The organism is Amycolatopsis sp. NPDC043889 (genome assembly GCF_056435645.1).
This window is the reverse complement of sequence record NZ_JBWKEC010000012.1, coordinates 189,312-207,280: the sequence shown is the minus strand read 5'-3', so window position 1 is coordinate 207,280 and position 17,969 is coordinate 189,312. Positions and strand designations below refer to the sequence as shown.

Sequence of the window (17,969 nt, the reverse complement as noted above, 5' to 3'; positions counted from 1 at the left end):
CGACTGCTCGACCGGCGGTTCGGCCGAGCGTTCCGCCACGCCGGCCAGGAACTGCGCGAACAGCGCGTCCAGCACAGCGACCAGTACCTCGTCCTTCTGTGCGTGGAAGCCGTCGTGCCATACCCGCAGTGACTCCGATGCCGCGACCCTGGCGTGCACCGTCGTGATCAGCCGATCGACCCGCCGCAACTCGCTGACTGCCCACAACGACTGCTCGACCGGCGGTTCGGCCGAGCGTTCCGCCACGCCGGCCAGGAACTGCGCGAACAGCGCGTCCAGCACAGCGACCAGTACCTCGTCCTTGAAGTACCAGTAGACGGTGTTGGAGGTCACCCCCGCCTCACGCCCGATCCGCGCCACCGTCGTGGGGTCGTAGCCTTCTTCCACGAACAACCGCGTGGCCGCGGCGACGATTTCACCACGCTTCTCTTCCCGGTCCTGCGGGCGTCGGTTACGCGGCATCCCCCACCTGGCCAGATCGGTCACGCTGGAACCCCACTGTAAAGGGACACAGCGCCACAGGCGATCTCGACCCGGCACGGCCGCACCGGACACCCTGGCAAGGTCGCCCTTCGACGTGCGGCCGCTGCTCCTCATGATCGGTCGGCCCGCAAATCCGGACTGGATCTGCCAGCCGCCCCAGCCTTGCCGCATCCCGACCGCCGACCATGAACACTAGCTGCTTCGGCGGGAACCAGGATCGACCGAGACCGACTCGAAACGGCTCGAACCAATCACCGGAGGGTTCTCCGCCCCTGACGGTCAGTGAGCCGCTGACCTTCGTACCGGTCATCCGGAATCGGCACCACCCGACATCGTCGGCCGGTATGGTCACCCGCGCGAGGTTTGCCGGGTTCGACGGTTGGCGAGGGAACGGGTGGCGGGGGAGGCCGGGCGGCTGCTGACCAGTTTCGGTCACCGGTATGCCGTCGTCGTGCGGGTCGCGACCTTGCCGCCCATAGCGGCGATCGGCCTGCTCAGGAGCTCACCCGCCGCATTCGCGGCCACGGCCGTGGTGGTCGCCGTCGCCGTGGTCTGGACCTGCGCGCGGGGATGGTGGCTGCGGCGGGCCCCGATCGCCGTGGACGTGGCGGTGCTGCTGAGCTTGTGCCTCACCGTCTTCTGGACCGACGCCGAGGCGGACGGCAACACGGGCTGGCTCCGGCTCCTGGTCGTCTTCGCGTGCGTGACCTGGCAATGGCACACCCCGCTGCCGGCCGGTGCCCTCGCGGCGCTGATCGCCGGTGGCGGGATGCTCGTCGTCTTCGCCGCCGCGGGGCTCACCCTGAGCGCGTCGCAGGTGTGGGTGCCGGCGATGGCCGCGATGTCCAGGGTGGCCTGGGTGCTCGTCACCCGCGCGGCCGAACGCGCCGATCGGACGGCGGCCGAGGCCGAACAGGTGCGCCGAGAGGCCGCCGTGGCGGCAGCGGTCCGCGCCGAGGAACGTGAGCTGGCGAACTCGCTGCACGACACCGCGGCCACCACCCTGCTGATGGTCGGCCTCGGGCAGGTGCCCCCGGACGCGGATTGGCTGGCCCCGCAGGCACGCCGCGATCTGGCCCGGTTGCGTTTCCTCGACGACGGGCGGACATCGCCGGAGGCCGACCTCGTCGAGTTGCTCCGCGCGGACCTCGGCACCGGCCACCTGACCGTCGCGCTCGACGTACCGCCGCGGCTGTCGCTGCCGTCCGAGGTGGCGGGTGCGATCGCCGGAGCCGTCCGGGAGGCGCTCAACAACGTGCGCCGCCATGCCGGGACGGACCGGGGACGGGTCCGGCTGCGCGGCGACGCGCAGGCGCTCTCGGTCGAGATTTCCGACGAGGGAAAGGGGTTCGCCGGCGACCGGGTGACGGCGCGACGCGGGTTGCGGGAATCCGTGCACGGCAGGATGAACCGGGTCGGTGGCACGGCGACGATCACCTCCGCCGAAGGGGCCGGCACGGTGGTCCGGCTGAAGTGGTCGGCATGAGCGGCGGCGAAGCGACCCAGGACCAGCTGAGGCGCGGGCTGCGGATCGCCGTGCTGCTCGTCGCGATACTGACCGTTGACGTGCTCGGGTCGAGTAATCTCGTGCGGGGCCTGAAATCCCACGAACTGCCCGCCGTCCAGTTCGCCGCATTGGCCGCGCTGACCGCGGTACTGGCCGTCGAAGTGGTGCTGGTCGTACTGCGGCGGCCGTGGGGCGTGGCGCGGTGGCCCGCCGTCGCCCTCGTGCTGGCCGCGTCCGCGCTTGCGTACCTGACCTTGCCGGACGGCAAGACGGCGACCACGGTGGACTGGATGTTCGGCGCGGCCAACTGGGTCGGCATCGTCGTCCTGCTCGACCGTCCCTTGAGGACGATGCTGGCCTTCCTGGTGGCACACGAGTCGCTCGCCTTGGCGAACCTGCTGCTTTTCCAGGACGTGAGCCGGAGCGTGCTGGCCCGGTTCGTCACCGGTTCGGTGACGGTGATCGGCCTTCCGCTGTGCGTCGCCGTGGTCGCGGCCGTGCTGGGCCGGATCGGCGCGCGGGCGGCCGAGGCCACGCGGGAACTGGAACGGTTGCGCACCGCGGAGGCCGTAGCGGCGGGCGCGCACAGCCGTCGCGAGCAGCGGCTCGCCGAGCTGACCGACACGACCGTACCGTTGCTGACAGGTCTGGCGGACGGTTCGCTCGCGCCCTCGGATCCCCTGGTGCAGCGCGGATGCGCGATCGAAGCGGCCCGGATGCGCCGGCTGTTCGCCGAAACCGACGAGGTGGAGAACCCGCTGCTGCACGAGCTGAGACAGTGCGCGGACATCGCCGACCGCAAAGGCGTCGAGGTCGATCTGGACGTGCGTGGCCACTGGCCCGTGCCACCCGTGGCCGTTCGGCGGGACCTCACCGATGCCGCGCTCACCGCGCTGGCGACGGCCGGATCCTGGGCGCGGGTCACCGTGGTCGGAAGCCCCGGATCGGTGTCGGTCAACGTGGTCGCGGACTGCGCGGAGCCGATCGCGTCCACGCCGAGGACACCGGACGTGCGGATCGAGATCTTCGACGGTGACGGAACAGTCTGGATGGAGGCACAATGGCAGCCGGTGGAGAGCTGATCACCGCGGTGATCGTGGACGACCACGCGGCGATCGCGGCGGGTGTGCGGTACTGGTGTGAGCAGGCGGACCCGCCGATCGGTCTCGTCGACGCCGGAGCCCGCCTCTCCGACGTGTGGACCGGCCCCGGTGCCGCCGCCGACGTGGTGATCTTCGATCTCGAGCTGGTGCCCCGCAAACCGGATTTCGGCGAACTCCGCCGTCTGGTCGAGAGCGGCCGCCGCGTGGTCGTGTACTCCCAGCACGCGGACAACGCCACCGCGATCAAATGCATCGATCTCGGCGCGCTCGCGTATCTGACCAAACGGGAGGGGCCCGAGCACCTCGTGCCCGCGATCAGGGCCGTCGCAGGCGGGCAGACGTACACGGCGCCGTCGCTGTCCGGCGCGCTCGCCGCGGACGACTCCCCGGGCAGGCCACGCCTGTCCCCACGGGAAATCGAGGTACTGCGGGCATGGTTCGCCGCCTCCTCAAAGGAACTCGTCGCCGCGAAACTCCACATCACGGTCAAGACCGTCGACACGCATATCGCCCGGGTGCGCGTGAAGTACTCGAACGTCGGACGTGAGGCCCGTACCAAGAGCCAGCTCGTCACCAGGGCACTCGACGACGGTGTCATCACGCTAGCCGAGCTCAACGAGGCTTCGATGTAAGGCGTTCACCGGACATCCCGGGAGCCGCGACCGGTCTAGCGTCACCGGAGCAGGGGGCGCCGCGGGCATTCGGTGTCGAGGGGACCGGATGCCCGCGGCACCGCTTCGAGGAAGACGTCCGAGGGAGTTCGATGAGCCAGCCCGGTCCGCCAGGGTCGTATCCCGTGCCGCAACCGGGGTGGCAGTACCACCGGCAGCCACCTCGCAAGAAGAAGACCGGGCTGCTGATCGTGCTGCTGGCGCTGGGCACCGTCATGGTGCTCGGGCTGGCTTTCGGCGGGTACTGGATCTTCGTCAGGGAAGGCGGCTCCGACGCGCCACCGCCCGTGGACGCCTCGCAGGACGTGGCGAAGGCGCCGATCGGTTGTGCCGTCTTCGACAAGAGCGAGGTGGCCCGCTACATTCCCGGCCGGACGGATTTCGAGGCGGGATCGGCCAACTCGACCTCGGACTCCCTGGAACAGGGGCAGTGCGCCTGGAACAACACCGACACCTTCATCAAGGACAAGGTCCGGGCGGCGCACGTGATCGTCACCAGCTACGTCTACCACGCCACCCGCACGAAGTCCGGGGTGGACGCCGCGACGGAACACCTGAAACGCCGGGTCCGGAACGGGGTCGCGGTGAACGTGCAGGACGCTGACGAGGCTTTGCTCGTCGAGCAAGGGAAACGCGGCCACTCGGTGGCGGTCACCGCTCGGTATCGCAACATCGTGTACCACGTCGACTACACCAACCAGACCGACGGCGCGCCGGTCAAGGACGGGGTGACCGCACTGGCCACCGCCGCCATCGGCAAGGTGGCGCCGAAGCGCTGAGCGCGGTCACCTCCGGGGCTGTTTCACGGCTGGTGTGGTTCGTTCGACCGACAGTGCGCCGGCGCGTTTTCGCCGTTCTGGCCACCGCCGGCCTGGTCATTTCGGTCCTCGGCGCGGGCTCCGCCTCCGCCGCGACCAAGGGCAAGATCTACATTTCCGACATCTGCGGCAAAGTGGTCTCCACCACGATCCACCGCACCAACGGCTCGATGATCGCGGACACCTCGTCAGCGCCCTCGGGCAGCTACTTCGGCTACCCGGTCGACACCGGCACCTACCAGGTCCGCGTGCCCGCCGGGAACCGGGACGTGACGATCCTCGACCTCGGCGGCAAGGCGCACTCGGTCATCGTCAGGGCCTGCTGACCTTCCAGCAGGTGTTCGCCCGGCGCAGACGTTCGGCCACCTGCGCGCGGACGACGTCATGCGAACCCGGGGGAGCGCCGTGCAGCACTTCCCAGCGGACGTCGTGGGCCGCCGGCCACAGGCTCGCCGCCCACGCGACCTCCTGCTCCTCGGTGGTGAACCGGCGGCCCCGGATGTCCTGATAGGCCGACAAGAACGCCTCGGAGCTTTCGATCGGCGGCAGTCAGGCGGGCCCGGTCTTGGGAAAGACCGCGCTCGCCGCTCCCGCCAGTGCGGCCTCCGGCTGCCACGCCAGGCTGTCCCAGTCGTGCACGGCCCAGATGCGGCCGTCGCGCCAGCGGAGGTTCTGCGCTTCGAAGTCGGCGTGGCCGAGTACGCGGGGCAGGTCGGCGGAGAGCAGCCGTTCGCGGATCCGTTCGGCCGCTTCGACGACGTACGCGGGCACGGCGTCCTGGTCCCGCCGATCGAGGTCCCCGATGGACGGCCACAACCCGGGATCCGTGTGGTCCCACCGTATCCAGCGGGGATTCGGCAGTGGCGGCGGGACGGTCACGTCGGCCAGTCCGGTCATCAGCCGGGCGAACACCGCCGCGTAGCGCGCGGCGACGTCCGGTGAGTCGCCGCGCAGCAGTTCACCGCCGGGCCTGGATTCCTCGGCGTGCACGGCCAGCGTCCCGACGCCCGTCGCGGGCGTGATCGGCCGGGCGCACGGAAATCCCCGGTCGGCCAACCGCAGCCCGAACACCGCCGAGATCGACCGTGCCTCGAACAGCACGGCGACCGGCTTGTCGCCCAGGTGATCCACACACCACCCGGGCAGCCAGTCCGGCAGATCGCCCCCTGTCACGTATCCGTCACCTACCGGAGACGTTCATGGTCGTACTCGGCGAAGGCCTCCGCCGCGTCGCCGTCCAAGATCATCGACAGCGCGTAGGAGATGGTCCAGATCCACTCATCGAGGCGAGCCGCGTCCTCGTCGTCGATCAGGCCGTTCCCGCGGAGCATGCCGTCGGGCGCGACGCCCCAGGCCCGCGCGAAGTGGCAGATCCCGACCACGGCGGAAACGACTTCACGCGGCACCGAGTCGGCCTGCAGCTGTTCGGTGAGAGCGCGCAACGCGGCCATCACCTCATGATAATTCTCCTCGCGCAACCCACTGAAGGGTCGCAAAGACCCGAGAAACCCTGTCCGCCACCGCGGATCGTCCACATCCGGGTGCGCGCCGGAGTGGAACAGGAGGGCTTCGCGGGCATCGGCAGGGCTCACGAGGGGACCGTAGCGCGAGACCGCACACGTCGCTCAGTCCGCCAGCGCCGAGCCGAGGGTGCGGGCGGCGCGGGCGACGGTGTCGGACATCGTGACGGGTGACTGCGGCAGCGTGAGCACGGTCGCGATCGAGCCGACCGTCCGGCCGGTCGGCAGCCTGACGGACGCTTCGACGGCGACGAGTTCGTGTTCCGCTTGCCAGGTGGGGCAGAAGCGGCCGGTGCGCTGGGGCACGGTCGATCCGGGCCGGAGAAGGACGCCGTCCTCCGGCCGGGTGAGGCTGGCGGCGGCGATCAGGATGCGGCCGTCACAGGGTACGGCGAGTACCGAACTGGCTCGGGTGGCCGCGGCCAGGCGCCGGAGCTCGCCGCGCGCGAGTTCCAGCAGCCGCGGATAGGGCTGCCACGATTGGCCGAGCCGGAATGCCTGCGCGCCGACGCGATAGCGGTTTTCGTTGCGCTGGACAACCTCCAGTGCGGTCAATTGCTCGAGTAATCGGTAAGCCGTCGATTTCGGTATCGAACAGGAATTGGCCAGCTGGGTCAATCCTGCTTCACCTTGATGTCGTACCAAGGCATCCAATAGGGTGAAGGCGCCTTCGAGGACGCTTCTGGCTCTTCTCTTGGTCTCCACTGAAATCCCCTCGCGCGGTCCGCTGGACGGAATCCTTGCTGACAAGGCCATGCCGCCGGTGTCAGGCTGGAACTGCCCCGGTCCGTATCTTCGGTCAAAAAGCGCGGGCTGGGAAGAGCACGTCAACCGAACGGAAAGAGGTACCGGCAAAATGCGAAGATCCATTCGGATGGGTACGGCATTGGCGGGTCTGCTCGCGGGCCTGCTCGTAATGCCACCGGCCGCGGGCGCGGACGATATCGGTATCGCCGCCTCGCCGGCGTCTCAGAAGCCCGCCGCGGATTTCGATGGCGACGGGTTCGCCGACAAGGCGGTTTGGCGGCCGGGTAACGGTGTCTGGTACGTGATCCGCAGCAGCAACGGCAGTGTCGTGACCCAGCAGTGGGGTGTCTCGGGCGACGTGCCGGTGGCCGCGGACTACGACGGCGACCATCGGGCCGACTTCGCCGTGTGGCGGCCGAGCAACGGTATTTGGTACATCATCCAGAGCAGCACCGGCGCGGTGGTGACCCAGCAGTGGGGCGTGTCCGGCGACGTTCCGCTGACCGGCGACTTCAATGGTGACGGCCGCTCCGATTTCGCGGTGTGGCGGCCGAGTAATGGCACCTGGTACGTGCTCGGTATCGCCACGGTGCAATGGGGTGTCGCCGGTGATGTTCCGGTCGCCGGCGATTTCAACGCCGACGGGCGCGCGGACTTCACGGTTTGGCGCCCGAGCGACGGCGTCTGGTACGTGCGGGGAATCGCGACCCAGCAATGGGGTGTCGCGGGCGATATTCCGGTGGCCGGCGATTTCAATGCGGACGGGCGCGCCGATTTCGCCGTTTGGCGGCCGGGTAACGGCGTCTGGTACGTGCTCGGTATCGCGACCCAGCAATGGGGTGTGGCGGGCGACGTGCCCATGGCGGGCAATTTCGGCGGCGACCCGCGGGCGGACTTCGTGGTGTGGCGGCCGTCGAACGGGACCTGGTACGGCCATGGCCTGTTCACCACCCAGTGGGGGACATCGGGCGACACCCCGGTCTGAGCCGTGAACGGGAACCTCCGTCTTCCGTTCGCGGAAGGCGGAGGACCGGACGCGGGCGGCTACCCCCCTGACGAGCAGCCACTTTCCGTCGCGCAGCCTGCCCTCGTGAGCAAGTACGCCGGCATCGCCGCGGGCGGAAACGGAGAGCCGTTGGCGTATCCGGTCAAGAACTGAGTTCCGCGTCGCGGAGATCGGGCATGTCTCTCAGCTGCCTGCGCGACGTGATGCCGAGCTTGCGGAAGATGTTGCGGAGGTGGGCGTCCACCGTGCGGGGGCTGAGGAACAGGCGGGTGGCCACTTCCTTCGAGGTCGCGCCTGCCGCGACCTGGCGCGCGATATGCGTCTCCTGCATGGTCAGGTGGTCGTAGGAATGCCCGGAGCGGCTGCGGGCGACCTCCCCGGTCGCGCGCAGCTCGTCGGCCGCCCGCCGGGTGAACGCCTCCAGTCCGATCCGCGACAGCTGTTCGTGCGCGGCGCGAAGGTTTTCGCGCGCCTCGCGGCGGCGGCCCGCGCGGCGCAGCCACTCGCCGTACCGCAGCCGCGCCCGCGCGAGATGCACCGCGAGCGGGTCGTCCGCCAGGTACCGGAGTGCCTCCAGGTGGTCGGGTTCCTCGTCGCTGACCATGGCCCGCGCGCCCGCCGCGATTCCGAGGGCGAAGGCGGTTCCCGCGGGCTCGGTGCGGGCGGTCAAGGAGTCCAGCGCCGATCGGGCGACGGAGTCCTTCCCGCACCGCACCGCGGCTTCCACGAGTTCGGGCAGCGCGATGCCGGTGAGGAAAAGGTCGCCGCTCGCCACGGCCCGGGTCGCCGCGTCCAGCGCGGCCGGGTAGTCGGCGAGCCCGTTGTACAGCACGGCCGTCGCCCAGTGGGCGTTCGCGGTCAGCTGCCCGTTGCCGCGGGTCGTCGCTTCGGCGAACAGGTCGAGCACTTCCCGGCGGCGGCCGCGCATCGCCGCCAAGTGCACGCGTGGGTACAGCTGCGGCGGATCGCCGACGGCGTCCGCGATCGCCTCCTCTTCGGCGATCGCGGCCATCGCCCGCCCGAAGTTCCCGGTGAGCACCGCGTGCGACGCGACCTGGGACAGGCCGAGCCGGATGGTCATCGGCGATCCGGTGTCCCGGCCGGTGCGCACCAGCCAGCCGACGATCGTCGCGTGCAGGCCGATGTCCCACAGTTCGCCCGCGAGCACGGTGGCCAGGGCCGGTGTCCTGGTCCAGCCGGCATCGTCGCCGGTGAGAACCCGGCGAAGCGCCGGCACACCGGAATGGTGTCCTTCGGTGGTCAACCGCACCAGCGCGTCGAGGAGATCCGGCGGTCCTGAGGCGGGAGGCGCCGTGCGGGCCGCGTCGAGAACCCGGTCCAGGACTCCCGCGGCCCGTCCGACCACGAGCCCCATTTCCAGTGCCGCGACGAAGAACTCGCGTGACCGCTCCGGATCGACGGCGGCGAGGCGCTCCGCTGCCCGCAGGATGAGTTCCGGCCCCCGGACGGCCCCCTCCGCGCCTTGGACGAAAGCGATCTGCCCGCGAAGCAGGTCGACCGAGGCGTGCTGGGGAACATCCAAGGTCTCGGTGTCGACGCTGGCCAGCAGATCCGCCGCCGCGTCCGTCGCGCCCGCCTCCAGCGTGGTCCGCGCGGCCGCGAGTGTCCGCTCCGTCTTTTTGACGAGGTCGAGTGAAAGCGCCGCCGCACGTTCGAGGAACGCGGCCGCGGCCGCCACACCTCCGCGCGCCTGCGCACGCGACGCCGACAATTCCAGCTCCGCCGCGACCTGTTCGTCCGGCCCGGTGGTGGCCTGGGCCCGGTGCCAGGCCCGCCGGTCTCCGGCGGTTTCCGGGTCGGTGACTTCGGCCAGCGCCCGATGGGCCGTGTGGCGCTGCCCCGGTTCGGCCGCGCGGTACGCGGCGGAACGCGCCAGCGGATGGCAGAAGCGCGCCCGCGTGTCGAACCGGATCAGCCCGGACGCCTCGGCCTCGGCGCTCGCGGCGGGAACGTCGATGTCCAGCCGCCGCGCGGCCGCCCACAGCAGGCCGGGATCGCCGGTGGGATCGGCGCTCGCGAGGGTCAGCAGCCGCCGCGCGTCCGCGGGCAGTTCCGCCATTCTCGCCCGGAAACTCCGCTCGATCCGGCTCGCGATCGGCGACGGAGCCGGTGGCGCGAAACCACCCGCCTTCGGCAGCTCGATGAGCGCGAGCGGGTTGCCGCGTGCCTCGGCGAGCAGGCGATCGCGCACGCGTTCGTCCAGCGTCACGGTCTTTTCCCCGGCCAGCAAGGCACGCGCCTGCGTATCGCTCAAACCGCCGACCGTCAGCCCCGGCAATTCGTCCAGCCCGCGAACCGGATCCTGGTCACGGGCGGCGAACACCATCGCGATCGGTTCGGCCGCGATCCGCCTCGCCAAGAACGTCAACGCCCTCGCCGACGCCGTGTCCAGCCAGTGCGCGTCGTCGACCACGCACAGCACCGGACGCGTCCCCGCGGCGGTCGCCAGCAGTTCGAGCGCGGCGAGACCGACCCGGAACGGATCCGGCGCCCCGTCGGCAAGGCCGAAAGCGACGAGGAGGGATTCGCGGTAGGGAGCCGACAGCGTGTCGAGATGCGCCAGCACCGGAACACACAGCTGATGCAGTGCCGCGAACGGCAGTTCACCCTCGAATTCCGACCCGGACGCGCGGATGAGCCGGAACTCCTCCGCCGTCGCTCGTGCGACGTGGTCCAGCAGCGCGCTCTTGCCGATCCCCGGCTCACCACGGAGGACGAGCACCCCGCCCTCGCCCCGGCCCGCCGCGTGGAGGAGGGCGAGGAGGCGATCGATCTCGGCTCGTCTGCCGACGAGCGAACGGGGGGACGTCGTGGGCATGGTCTGAACCCTAGCGAGGCGAAGTAGGTGATTGTCGCCGACGCGAACGGACGGGTTCCCGCGCGATCGTGGCGGCATGACAGTACGAGCGACGAAACGGATCTCACGCGGGGTGGCGATGCTCGGCCTGGCGAGCGCCATGTTCCTGGTCATCCTCGACGCCGCCATGGTGAACCTCGCCGGGTCCACGATCCGGCAGGGCCTGGCGCTCAGCGCCGCCGAACTCACGGTGGTCGTGGACAGCTACCTGGTGACGTTCGCGGGCCTGCTGCTGCTCGGTGGCCGTCTCGCCGACGTGCTCGGGGCCAGGAGGGTGTTCCTGGCCGGAATGGCCGTCTATCTCGCGGCGTCGGCCTTCTGCGCGCTCGCCACCAGCGGCGGGCTGCTGATCGCCGGGCGGATCGGGCAGGGAATCGGGGCGGCGGTCCTGATGCCCGCCGCGCTCTCACTCGTCCTCGGCCTCTACTCGTCGCCCGCGGAACGCACGCGCGCGATGGGGATCTGGGGCGCGGTCGCGGGGGCGGGCAGTCTCGTCGGCGTCTTCCTCGGCGGAACGCTGACCGAACTGCTCGGCTGGCAGGCGGTGTTCGTGACCCCGGTGCCGTTCGGCGCCGTCGGGGCGATCGTCGTGTGGCGCGCCGTGCCGCCGGTGCCCGGCAGGCCGGGCCGGTTCGACGCCCTGGGCGCCGTCACGATCACCCTCGGGATCTCCGGGGTCGCGCTGGGCATGGTCTCGGCTTCCGACGCCGGCTGGACCGCGCCCGGCACGGTCGCCGGTCTCGTGGCGGGACTCGTTTCCCTGACGGCGTTCGTGTTCGTCGAGCGGCGTTCCTCGCGCCCACTGGTCCCGCTGGGCGTGTTCCGCCGGAAGCCGGTGGTCACCGCGAACCTGGTGATGGTGCTGATCGGCGGAACCCTGACCAGCCTGTTCTTCTTCCTGCCCCAGTACCAGCAGGACGTACTCGGGATGAGCCCGCTGGCGACCGGCATGGCCCAGCTCCCGCTCGCCGTCATGATCATCGTGGGCAGTGTGCTCGCGCCGATACTGGCGAAACGGATCGGGCTCGCCCGCGCGCTGCCGTCCGCCCTCGCCGTCCTGCTCGCGGGATTCCTTTGGCTGGCAGGGGATCCGACGACCAGCGGCTTCTCCGTCAGCCTGCTGGGCGCGTTCCTGCTGATCGGCACCGGGCTCGGCCTTGGTGCCGTCAACGCCACCGCGATGGCGGTCCGCGACAGCGCGGACGGCGAGTCGGGTCTGCTCAGCGGCCTGGTGAACGCCGCGCAGCAACTGGGCGGCGCGGTCGGGCTGGCCGCGCTCGCCGGAATCGCCATCGGCGCCGCGGGGACGCACGGGGAAATCTCGTTCACGACCGCGTTCCTCGGTGAAGCCGTGCTCGTCGTCATCGCCCTCGCGGTGTCACTCGTCTCCGCAACCAGAACCCGTAACTGAACTTTGTCGAGAAAGGATATTCCACAATGGACACTGTAGTGGTGACCGGCGCGACCGGAACCATCGGAACCGCCCTGATCCCCGCCCTGCGAGCCCGCGGCGTCGCCGTCCGCGCGATGACCCGGGACCCCGGTCGTTCCGTTCCCGGCGCCGAGACCGTCGTCGCCGACCTGCGTGACCCGGAAGCGGTCGCCGCGGCACTGAAAGGCGTCGACGCGGCGTTCCTCAACAGCCCTTCCGCTCCCGACGCCGCCTCGCTCCAGATCCGGTTCGCCGACCTCGCCCGGGAGGCGGGTGTGAACCGGCTCGTGCTGCTCTCGCAGTACGCGGCGCGCGCCGACTCACCGGTGCGGTTCCTGCGCTGGCACGCCGAAGTCGAGGCGCACGTCCGATCACTCGGGATCGAGCACACCGTGCTGCGTCCCAATCTCTATTTGCAGGCGTTGCTCGCCTTCGCCGGCACCATCGCGCAGGGATCCTTCGCCGCACCCATCGGCGACGCCGCCGTCAGCGCCGTGGACACCAGGGACATCGCGGACGCCGCCGCGGCCGTGCTGACCGGTACGGGGCACGCCGGCCGGACCTACACGCTGACCGGACCGCGTGCGGTGACCCACGGCGAGATCGCCCAGGCGCTCTCGGCCGCCATGGGGCGGAACGTCACCTTCCACGACACCTCCGCCGACCAGTTCGCCGCGGCGCTGACCGGGTTGCTCCCGCCGTGGCAGATCGACGGTCTCATCGAGGACTACGCGCACTACGCCAGGGGCGAAGCCGCCGAAGTGCACACGGCCGTCACCGACCTGACCGGAAAACGCGCGCGCGACGTCGCCGACTTCGCCCGCGACCACGCCGCCGATTTCCTGTCTGTGTGAAAGGGAACCCCGATGATCTACCACTGCGTCCGGTTCACGCTCAAGGCAGGCGTCTCCGAGGAGGAAAAGGCCGCGGGGCTCGCGCGGATGGGCGAGCACATCCACACCATTCCCGCTATCAAATCACGTGCCGTCAGCCCTGACTTCGGCGGTGAATTCGATTACGGCGCCGTCACGGTGCTCGAAGACATCGAGGCTTACGAGGAATACGTGAATCATCCGGCGCATCTCGAAATGGACCGGTCCGGACTTCCGCTGATCGACACGTTCGTGTCCCACGACATCACCGACGACCCGGATTCGGAGATCGGCGCGAAGATCGCCGACGTGCACCGGCGCCGGTTCGAGAACGTGCCCGATGTGGCGGGACTGGTCGCCGATCTCAAGGAGTACAGCGGCAGTGCCGCACCTGGCAGGCATGGGCCACCGACTACCCCTTCCGGTGGTTCTCTTCGAAATTAGTCGACTAAGTGCGAGGGTTTTCGGCCGCCTTGCTCTAGGTGATGCAGCTCGGTGGCCGGTTCACCCTTCAGTGTTGTTCGCGCGTTTCGCTTGTTGCTTAAAATTGCGAACGCTTGTTCGATTGTTTTGCGGTATCGTTGAGGGGTGTCCGAGACTTTCCTTCCCGAGTTGCCGCAGGAACTGTGGAAGCCGAAGCGCTGCCACGCTCATCACATTCACCATTGGGAAGATGGTGGCCCGACGGATCTTCGGAATCTGGTGCTGCTGTGCGGTTTCCATCACCGGCTGATCCACCACGGCGACTGGCAAGCCCGCATGACAGCCGACAGGCTACCGGAATTCATCCCACCCCAATACCGAGATCCGCTCCGACAACCCCGACACAACACCCCGCACCACCGCTGAACCCCGAAGAGCCCGCCAGTCACACCGGCGACGGGCCCCTCGGCATGTCCACGTCCCGACGCTCCGTGAAGGCCTCCTTGCCTACCCTCAGGGTAGTGAAGGAGGCCTTCACTACCTGCCACGCTCGATCCTGAAGTCCATAAAGGACTCCCGGCTCACCATCAGGTGCCCACAGGCCCAGGGCCGAGCGGCCGCGCCAACTCCGGAACCGGCGAGAGCAAGACGAGGCAACCAGCAGAAATCGACGCCCCGTTCTACCGGTAAGGCTGCATGGACCCGGATGTCCTACCGGCCTGGGTTTGTGCCAGTTGTTCAGCGGCGACACGAAGCCGATGGCCACCCGGACACAGCCACCGGGCTTCGAACCGGAACCCTCCGGCGAACCGGTCCTGGACAACGAAACCCAGGCTGGGGCTTCGGCCGCCGGACCCCGCGCCTGGACCGGGTCGTCCGCGACGTCCCCGCGCACGCCGAGGTCGACGGGATACCGGCGATCGGCCGGTGCGCCCCATCCCGAGCCGGCCTCGGCGTGCCGGCGGACCAACGTCAGCTAGGAACCGTAGTTCGGTTTGACCGCTTCGGAACGACCGAGCCGGTCACGGAGACCCCGCGCGCGCTCCCTGTCCGCGCGGGCCGATGCCGGGTCGTCCATCTCCTCGGACAACGCCGCCCTTTCGTTGAGCGTGTCGATCTGAGCCTGTGTCAGTCCGATGCGTTCGTAGAGTTCCTCGGCCTCGGACAACCGGCGGCGCGCGTTCGCGTGGTCGCCCTGGCGTCGCATGAAGCGTCCGGTCTCCTGCAGCGCGCGGGCCTGGCCCATGGCCGCGCCGTGACGACGGAACAGGCCGAGTGCCGTCTCGCACTGGGTGAGTGCCCGATCGGCAGCGTCGAGCGCGGCCAGGTTCTGGGCCGAACGCAACAGCACGTACGCGTAGTTGGTGTCGTCCACCGGAGTACGCGAGCCACCGTGTTCCGGCGCGAAGTAGCGGACGCAGGCGTCGAACTCTTCGGCGGCCTCGTCGAACCGGCCCTCCCGGTACCGGTACGAGGCCCGCATCGTCCGTGCCACATGGACCCCGAGCGGATAGCCCGCCTCCTCGAACAGGCGCACCGCCTCGTCGAAGAGTTCGGGCGACGTCTCGCGGGCATGCGCGCTCGTCAGGTACACCCGCGCCCAGCCCTGTTCGCGCCGGTCGCCCGCCTTGACCGCGGCGTCCCAGGCCAGCCGGGCCGTCCGGACGGCTTCTTCCGCCTGATCGCACAGCGAGGCCTGCACCCAGGACAGATAGTTCCGGTGGACCGCTTCCTCCCGGTCGCTGCCGAGCGCGATGGCCGCGTTCACGGCGAGTTCGAACACGTCGTACCAGGTACTCGCGGTCCCGCCGATCTCCGAGTACCAGTGCATGGACTCGGCCAGGTCGAGCACCGGCCGGTGGTCACCGCGTGAGGCGACGCTTTTGACCGCGGCGTGCCAGTTCTTCAGTTCGACCTCGAGCCACCTGCCCGCTCCGGAATGGTCGCCGAACGACGGCGTCGCGACCGGGAGGGGGCTGACTCCGTCGGTCGGGTGGAAGTAGCGGCCCGCCGCCGTCGCGGTGCGCACCAGCCAATCGGCCAGCCGGGTTTCCGCCGCTTCGACGACCTCGGGGGCCTCCTCGCGGGACAGCCGTTCGGCCGCGAAGACCCGCAGGAGGTCGTGGAACTGGTACCGGCCGTTCTCCTGCGACGTCTGCAGCAGGCTCGCGTCGGTCAGTTCCTCCAGGAACACGGCGGCGTCGTCCTCGTCGGCCGCTTCGATGAGCGTCATCGCGGCCCCCACCGAAAAGTCCGCGGCCGGGACGAGAGACAGCCGCCGGAACACCGCGGCGGCGTTCGGGCTGAGCTGGCGGTACGACAGTTCGAAGACGCTGCGCACGTCGAGATCGCCGGCGGTCAGCGTGGTCAGCCGTCTGCCGCGGTCCCGGAGCTGATCCACCAGACGCGACAGCGGCCAGGTCGGGCGGCTCGCCAGCCGGTTGCCCGCGATCCGCAGCGCCAGCGGCAGCCGCCCGCACAGATCGACCAGTTCGAGTGCCTCCCGTGGCTCCCTCGCGACCCTGTCCGCCCCGATGATGGTCGACAGCAGGGCGACCGCGTCGTCCTCGCCGAACACGTCGAGGGCGAGCCTGTTCGCGCCTTCCAGCCCCACCAGCATCTGACGGCTGGTGACCAGGGTGAGACACCGCGGCCCGCCGACCAGCAGCGGCCGGACCTGAGCCTCGTCGGCCGCGTCGTCGAGGACGATCAGGGTGGCCCGGTCGTGCAGGAGGGAGCGGCACAGGCTCATCCGGTCCTCCTGATCGGCCGGGATGCGGACGGCGTCGACGCCCAGCGAGCGCAGGATCAGATGCAGCACGTCCGCCGGGTTCGCCTGCTCGGCGGACATCCCGCGCAGCTTCAGGAAAAGCCTGCCGCCGGGGAACTCCGCGGCGAGGTTGTGCGCCACGCGGACCGCGAGGGTGGTCTTGCCGGTCCCGGGAGGTCCGCTCAGGATCGCGACCCGCCCGGACCTGCGGCGACCGCCGCCCAGATCCGCGGAAAGGGCGCACAACGCGTCGAGATCGCCTTCGCGGCCGGTGAGGTCGTCGACGTCCGCCGGCAGGATGCCGATCAGGTGCGCGCCGGTGATCCCGGCGGGTGCGGGCGCGGGGGCGCGGCCCTGCCGCGCGACCTTCTGCAGGCCCGTCAGCTCTTCGTCGGTCAAGGACAGTGGCGCGGCGAGCGCTTCGATCGTCCGGCGTTGCGGGCTTTTGGCGATCCCGCGCTCCATGTCGCTGATGGCGCGGACACTCACCCCGGACCCCTCGGCGAGTTCCTCCTGCGTGAGGCCGGCTCGGACGCGATAACCCTTCAGCAGCACCTTGAACGTCGTGGCTGCCTTTCCCAGGGCGGCGTTCGTCATGGCCGGATTATCCCGTCCCGGCCGGCGGGCTCAACTTGACGTTGGTCTCAAAAGCACGCGCGGATCCCGTCCTCGACTGTCCACTGTGGTCAGTCAGGCCGGCCTCGACCGCCGCCATAACGGCTGGTGATCGCCTCGGCCCGGTCCCGCAAGGAGGCGCGTAACCAAGGCGGCTCAAGGGCCTCCGCGTCCGTGGCGAGTTGCCACAACGCCCATTCGGCGTGACGCGCGTCCTGGAAGGTCACCTCCATGCGCAGACGGCCGTCCTCGGCGGCTTCTTCCGTGAGTACGGCCAGCGCGGTGCCCACCAGTTCGTCCCGCCGCACCGGATCCACCAGCACCGACACGGCGACCTGGTCCCCGCCGCTCCGGAACCGTGTGCCGCGTTCCTGCCAGGTCCGGTCCAGGTCCACCCGGTCCGGGCGTTGCGCGGGTTCGGGGAGCTCCTCGGCGGCCCGCACCCGGGACAGCCGGTAGGTGCGGTCCTCACCGGACCTCGTGGCCAGCAGATATCCCCGATCCCGGACGGTGACCAGACCGATCGGATCCACCGTGCGCCACCGCGGTGCCCGGCCCTCGGCCGCGTAGTGGATACGCAGTTTGTGTCCCGCGAACACCGCGCGCCGGACCTCGGAGACGACGGCGTCCGGCACCTCCTCGGCGGGCACCCGGCGCGAGAGCAGATCGGTCTCCGGGTCGATGAGCAGGCGCCGGGCCGCGCCCGCCGCGGTGTCCCGCTGGCCTTCCGGCAGCGCGTCGACCACCTTGAGCATGGCCGACGCGAGTGCCGAGCCGAGGCCGAACGCCTGAGCGCCGCGCCGTGATCCGGCGATCAGCAGCGCGAGCGCCTCGTCGTGGTTCAGCCCGGTGAGTTCGGTCCGGAAACCGGGCAGCAATCCGAAACCGCCGTGCCTGCCGCGTTCGGCGTACACCGGGACACCTGCCGCCGACAGCGCCTCGATGTCACGGAGCACGGTGCGGGTGGAGACCTCCAGTTCGCGCGCGAGCGTGGTCGCGGACAGGCGGCCGCGGTGTCGCAACAGCAACACCAGTGAGACCAGCCGGTCGGCGCGCATGGCCGGAACTCTAGCGGAATACACGACACAGGATGTCGTGATTGGCTGCGAGGCTCACCCTCATGA

At 70.0% G+C, this 17,969-nt stretch carries 18 protein-coding genes and 1 pseudogene; 11 read left to right on the top strand and 8 right to left on the bottom strand.

The annotated features are described in order from the left end of the window. Positions 1 to 486, bottom strand: a 486-nt coding sequence (locus AC0685_RS23330; protein WP_478227466.1) for a TetR/AcrR family transcriptional regulator, incomplete at its 3' end; no start/stop codon positions are given. A gap of 376 nt (positions 487 to 862) precedes the next feature. On the opposite strand from AC0685_RS23330, the gene AC0685_RS23325 reads away from it, so the two are divergent. The 5 genes from AC0685_RS23325 to AC0685_RS23305 all read left to right on the top strand — a co-directional run bounded on the left by AC0685_RS23325 (position 863) and on the right by AC0685_RS23305 (position 4,908). Beyond that, positions 863 to 1,969, top strand: a complete 1,107-nt coding sequence (locus tag AC0685_RS23325) for a sensor histidine kinase (protein ID WP_478227465.1) — start codon at positions 863 to 865, stop codon at positions 1,967 to 1,969. Further along, the gene (locus tag AC0685_RS23320; RefSeq protein WP_478227464.1) at positions 1,966 to 3,072 is read left to right on the top strand and encodes a hypothetical protein; all 1,107 of its coding nucleotides are present in this window, start codon (positions 1,966 to 1,968) and stop codon (positions 3,070 to 3,072) included. Before AC0685_RS23325 ends, AC0685_RS23320 begins: the two co-directional genes overlap by 4 nt. After that, on the top strand, positions 3,051 to 3,725 hold the full coding sequence (locus AC0685_RS23315) for a response regulator transcription factor (RefSeq protein WP_340684095.1): 675 nt from the start codon (positions 3,051 to 3,053) through the stop codon (positions 3,723 to 3,725). The genes AC0685_RS23320 and AC0685_RS23315 overlap by 22 nt, the downstream gene beginning before the upstream one ends. Before the next feature lie 131 nt (positions 3,726 to 3,856). Beyond that, the gene (locus tag AC0685_RS23310; RefSeq protein ID WP_478227463.1) at positions 3,857 to 4,543 is read left to right on the top strand and encodes a hypothetical protein; all 687 of its coding nucleotides are present in this window, start codon (positions 3,857 to 3,859) and stop codon (positions 4,541 to 4,543) included. Positions 4,544 to 4,596: 53 nt separating this feature from the next. Beyond that, positions 4,597 to 4,908: a hypothetical protein gene (locus AC0685_RS23305; protein WP_478227462.1), complete on the top strand. Its 312-nt coding sequence runs from the start codon at positions 4,597 to 4,599 to the stop codon at positions 4,906 to 4,908. On the opposite strand, the gene AC0685_RS23300 is transcribed toward AC0685_RS23305, so the two are convergent. The 4 genes from AC0685_RS23300 to AC0685_RS23285 form a co-directional block, all read right to left on the bottom strand. Next, positions 4,895 to 5,101, bottom strand: a complete 207-nt coding sequence (locus tag AC0685_RS23300; protein ID WP_478227461.1) for a hypothetical protein — start codon at positions 5,099 to 5,101, stop codon at positions 4,895 to 4,897. The two genes, AC0685_RS23305 and AC0685_RS23300, sit on opposite strands and share 14 nt — an antisense overlap. Before the next feature lie 30 nt (positions 5,102 to 5,131). Continuing rightward, positions 5,132 to 5,755, bottom strand: coding sequence for a phosphotransferase (locus AC0685_RS23295; RefSeq protein WP_478227460.1), 624 nt, complete (start codon positions 5,753 to 5,755; stop codon positions 5,132 to 5,134). 11 nt (positions 5,756 to 5,766) lie between these two features. Further along, positions 5,767 to 6,033, bottom strand: coding sequence for a hypothetical protein (locus tag AC0685_RS23290; protein ID WP_478227459.1), 267 nt, complete (start codon positions 6,031 to 6,033; stop codon positions 5,767 to 5,769). 174 nt (positions 6,034 to 6,207) lie between these two features. Beyond that, complete coding sequence (locus AC0685_RS23285; protein WP_478227484.1) at positions 6,208 to 6,858, bottom strand: helix-turn-helix domain-containing protein; 651 nt, start codon at positions 6,856 to 6,858, stop codon at positions 6,208 to 6,210. 118 nt (positions 6,859 to 6,976) lie between these two features. Between AC0685_RS23285 and AC0685_RS23280 the strand changes: the two genes are divergently transcribed. Together AC0685_RS23280 and AC0685_RS23275 are read left to right on the top strand one after the other, a co-directional pair. After that, positions 6,977 to 7,834, top strand: a complete 858-nt coding sequence (locus AC0685_RS23280; protein ID WP_478227458.1) for an FG-GAP repeat domain-containing protein — start codon at positions 6,977 to 6,979, stop codon at positions 7,832 to 7,834. A 3-nt stretch (positions 7,835 to 7,837) separates the two neighbouring features. Next, positions 7,838 to 8,008, top strand: a complete 171-nt coding sequence (locus AC0685_RS23275) for a hypothetical protein (RefSeq protein ID WP_478227457.1) — start codon at positions 7,838 to 7,840, stop codon at positions 8,006 to 8,008. On the opposite strand, the gene AC0685_RS23270 is transcribed toward AC0685_RS23275, so the two are convergent. Beyond that, positions 7,998 to 10,694 carry an AAA family ATPase gene (locus tag AC0685_RS23270; RefSeq protein ID WP_478227456.1) on the bottom strand — a complete coding sequence of 899 codons (2,697 nt, stop codon included), beginning with the start codon at positions 10,692 to 10,694 and terminating at the stop codon, positions 7,998 to 8,000. The genes AC0685_RS23275 and AC0685_RS23270 overlap by 11 nt on opposite strands. 76 nt (positions 10,695 to 10,770) lie before the next feature. Here AC0685_RS23270 and AC0685_RS23265 point away from each other — a divergent pair, with 76 nt between their 5' ends. The 4 genes and pseudogenes from AC0685_RS23265 to AC0685_RS23250 all read left to right on the top strand — a co-directional run. Beyond that, positions 10,771 to 12,144, top strand: coding sequence for an MFS transporter (locus AC0685_RS23265; protein WP_478227455.1), 1,374 nt, complete (start codon positions 10,771 to 10,773; stop codon positions 12,142 to 12,144). A gap of 26 nt (positions 12,145 to 12,170) precedes the next feature. After that, positions 12,171 to 13,019, top strand: a complete 849-nt coding sequence (locus tag AC0685_RS23260) for an SDR family oxidoreductase (protein ID WP_478227454.1) — start codon at positions 12,171 to 12,173, stop codon at positions 13,017 to 13,019. Between the two features lie 12 nt (positions 13,020 to 13,031). Next, positions 13,032 to 13,481, top strand: coding sequence for a Dabb family protein (locus AC0685_RS23255; RefSeq protein ID WP_478227453.1), 450 nt, complete (start codon positions 13,032 to 13,034; stop codon positions 13,479 to 13,481). A gap of 186 nt (positions 13,482 to 13,667) precedes the next feature. Next, positions 13,668 to 13,886 (top strand): annotated as a pseudogene (locus AC0685_RS23250) (HNH endonuclease signature motif containing protein); the annotation flags it as partial. 550 nt (positions 13,887 to 14,436) lie between these two features. Here the strand turns inward: AC0685_RS23250 and AC0685_RS23245 are convergent. Both AC0685_RS23245 and AC0685_RS23240 read right to left on the bottom strand, forming a co-directional pair. Further along, the gene (locus AC0685_RS23245) at positions 14,437 to 16,827 is read right to left on the bottom strand and encodes a helix-turn-helix domain-containing protein (protein ID WP_478227452.1); all 2,391 of its coding nucleotides are present in this window, start codon (positions 16,825 to 16,827) and stop codon (positions 14,437 to 14,439) included. Between the two features lie 89 nt (positions 16,828 to 16,916). Next, positions 16,917 to 17,903 carry a helix-turn-helix transcriptional regulator gene (locus AC0685_RS23240; RefSeq protein ID WP_478227451.1) on the bottom strand — a complete coding sequence of 329 codons (987 nt, stop codon included), beginning with the start codon at positions 17,901 to 17,903 and terminating at the stop codon, positions 16,917 to 16,919. Between the last annotated feature and the right edge of the window lie 66 nt (positions 17,904 to 17,969).